This is a genomic window from Silanimonas sp. (assembly GCF_044377035.1).
In the GTDB taxonomy this organism is placed as follows: domain Bacteria; phylum Pseudomonadota; class Gammaproteobacteria; order Xanthomonadales; family Xanthomonadaceae; genus Silanimonas.
Genome location: NZ_JBILJW010000056.1, coordinates 1 through 2,576 on the forward strand (window position 1 = coordinate 1; position 2,576 = coordinate 2,576).

The following is a 2,576-nucleotide window of genomic DNA, read 5'->3' on the forward strand; positions in this document are numbered from 1 at the left end:
ATGCCGGCGCGCAGGCCCGCGGCATAGGCCGGGTTCGTCAGCAGCTCCACCGGCACGTCGACGAAATCCGGATCGCCGAGGAACACGGCACGATCGCGGTAGGCGCGGCGCATCGCTTCGATACGCAGGTGCAGGCGGTCGAGCTCGCTGCGCTTCGACCAGTCGTAGCCATCGAGGATCTGCAGCGTCTGCGCCAGCGCGATGCCACCCGACGACGGCGGCGGTGCGGTGACGACGGTCTTGCCGCGATGCTGGAAAACCAGCGGCTCGCGCTCCACCACGCGGTACTGCGCGAGGTCTTCGAGCGTCCACAGGCCGCCCGCCGCGCGGACACCATCCACCAGGCGCGTGGCGATGTCGCCGCGGTAGAAGCCGTCGAAACCATCGCGCCCGAGGCGCTTCAGCACCTCGGCGTAATCGGGGTTGCGCATGCGCGTGCCCAAGGCGGGCGTCTTGCCGTCGACCAGCAGCAGCGGCGCGGCGCCCGCATCGACAGCGAGCGCCGCTTCGCGCCAGCCCATCATGGCCAGGTTCTTGTCGCCGAAGGTCCAGCCTTGCTCGGCCAGCGCCACCGCCGGCGCCAGCGCATCGGCCAGCGGCAGGCGACCATAGGTCTTCGAGACATGCACCAGCGCTGCCGGCAAGCCGGGGATCGCCGCGGCCAGCGGGCCGTCGATGGTCTGGCGCGGGCGCGGCTCACCGGTGGCCGGGTCGAGGAACATGTCGCGCGTGGCCGCCAGCGGCGCGCGTTCGCGACCGTCGACGAAGACGACCTTGCCGTCGCTGGCCTGGCGCAGCAGGAAGAAACCACCGCCGCCGATGCCGGAACTCTCGGGTTCGACGAGGCCCAGCGCCGCACTCACCGCCACCGCGGCATCGAAGGCGTTGCCGCCCTTGCGGAGCACTTCCATGCCGGCATCGGTGGCCTGCGCGTTGGCGCTGGCGACGGCTGCGCCGTCCGGGCGCTGCCCCGCGGCGGAAGGCACCTCGCGGGCCAGCGACATCGGGGAGGAAAGGCCGGCAGCGAGGACAAGGGCTGCGGCGACCAGCATCGGGCGGAACGACATCAGGCCATCTCCCGCTGCAGCGCTTCGAACTTGAGCTGCAGCTCGGTCTTGGATTCGGGATGCGACGGATCGAGTTCGATGCACTCGACAGGACAGACCACCATGCACTGCGGTTCGTCGAAGTGCCCGACGCATTCGGTGCACTTCGGCGGCGCGATCTCGTAGATCGCCTCGCCCTGGGAAATCGCGCCGTTGGGGCACGCCGGGGCGCACACGTCGCAATTGATGCAGGTTTCGAGGATGCGCAGGGCCATCAGGCGGGCCTCGGCGGGCGACGGGCGCCCGCCGGGTGGACGCGGATTACTTGGCTTCGACGAAGCGGAACTCGGCGCCGGCCGAGAGCGCGGCCTGGCGAACGCGCGACTCGTCCTTCGATTCACCGATGAACAGCACGCGCGAACCCTTCAGCGCGGTGTCCTGGATCGACTCGTCCTCGAAGGCCTCGACGATGAGGTCGGCCATCATCGTGCTGTTCGGCGACGAGAAGCTGAGCATGTTGCCCGGCAGCACGCCGCGCTGCAGCACGGTGCGCACGTCGTTCATCATGCGCGAGTACGGGCCGTCCTCTTCCGCCGGGTCGGTGGCGGCGGGCAGGTAGTAATTGAACGTGCGCTCGGTGATGCCGTCGGTGTTGGTGCCGATCACCTGGCCGAGGTAGGTCTTCCACTCGGCGTCGTCCTGGCTCTTCGGCGCGACGAGCACCACGGCCTCGGCTTCCGGCTGGGCTTCCTTCTCCTCATCGTCCACCTCGCCCTGGCAGGCGGTGAGGGTCAGGGCGAGGGCGGCCGAAGCGGCCATCAGGGCGAAACGGTTCATGGTGGTCTCCTTGGAAAGCGGGATCAGGGGCTGCGGAAACGCGCCTCGAGGGCGCGCGCCACGACCGGGGGAACGAAGCCGGACACGTCGCCGCCGAGGCGGGCGACTTCGCGGACCAGGGTCGAGGAAATGAAGCTGTGCTGCTCGGCCGGCGTGAGGAACAGCGTCTCCGCCTCCGGGATGAGGTGCCGGTTCATGCTCGCCAACTGGAACTCGTACTCGAAGTCCGACACCGCGCGCAGGCCGCGCAGCAGCACGCCGGCGCCGCATTCACGGACGAAGTTCGCGAGCAGGCCGTTGAAGGCGCGCACCTCGACGTTCGGATGGTGGGCCAGCGCCTCGCGGGCCAGCGCCTCGCGCTGCTCGACCGGCATCACCGGATTCTTGCCGGTGCTTCCAGCCACGCCGACGATCACCTTCTCGAAGATCGGCGCCGCGCGCGCCACGAGATCGGCATGGCCGTTCGTGATCGGATCAAAGGTGCCGGGATAGAGGGCGATGCGGTGACGGGAAGACATGCCGGGCCACGAGTGCGGGACCCGCCGAGTGTAGCAACTCAGCCTTGCTCGACTTTGTAGAGCGCGGCCCTGACCTCGCGGGTGGCGATTTCACGCTGGAGCACCCAAGTGCTGGGCACGGTGGGCGTCGCGCCGGCCGGGCTTTCCACATAAACCCTTGCCCGCGGGGCAAGGC

4 protein-coding genes are annotated in these 2,576 nt (G+C 69.4%); all 4 read right to left on the reverse strand.

Translation table 11 applies throughout. The annotated features are described in order from the left end of the window. Window positions 1–1,067: gamma-glutamyltransferase family protein (locus ACIQ6S_RS14250; protein WP_397608926.1), on the reverse strand; the 1,067-nt coding region annotated here is incomplete at its 3' end. Further along, the gene (locus tag ACIQ6S_RS14255; RefSeq protein ID WP_297867296.1) at window positions 1,067–1,321 is read right to left on the reverse strand and encodes a YfhL family 4Fe-4S dicluster ferredoxin; all 255 of its coding nucleotides are present in this window, start codon (window positions 1,319–1,321) and stop codon (window positions 1,067–1,069) included. The genes ACIQ6S_RS14250 and ACIQ6S_RS14255, both read right to left, overlap by 1 nt. 46 nt (window positions 1,322–1,367) lie before the next feature. Further along, window positions 1,368–1,883 carry a hypothetical protein gene (locus tag ACIQ6S_RS14260; protein ID WP_397608927.1) on the reverse strand — a complete coding sequence of 172 codons (516 nt, stop codon included), beginning with the start codon at window positions 1,881–1,883 and terminating at the stop codon, window positions 1,368–1,370. 23 nt (window positions 1,884–1,906) lie between these two features. Continuing rightward, window positions 1,907–2,401, reverse strand: coding sequence for a pantetheine-phosphate adenylyltransferase (gene coaD, locus ACIQ6S_RS14265; RefSeq protein ID WP_297867298.1), 495 nt, complete (start codon window positions 2,399–2,401; stop codon window positions 1,907–1,909). Window positions 2,402–2,576 lie beyond the last annotated feature (175 nt).

What these genes read in the sequence shown, in the direction of transcription:
- coaD (WP_297867298.1), bottom strand. Translation starts at nt 2,401, where the DNA reads ATGTCTTCCCGTCACCGCATCGCCCTCTATCCCGGCACCTTTGATCCG.
- ACIQ6S_RS14255 (WP_297867296.1), bottom strand. Translation starts at nt 1,321, where the DNA reads ATGGCCCTGCGCATCCTCGAAACCTGCATCAATTGCGACGTGTGCGCC.
- ACIQ6S_RS14260 (WP_397608927.1), bottom strand. Translation starts at nt 1,883, where the DNA reads ATGAACCGTTTCGCCCTGATGGCCGCTTCGGCCGCCCTCGCCCTGACC.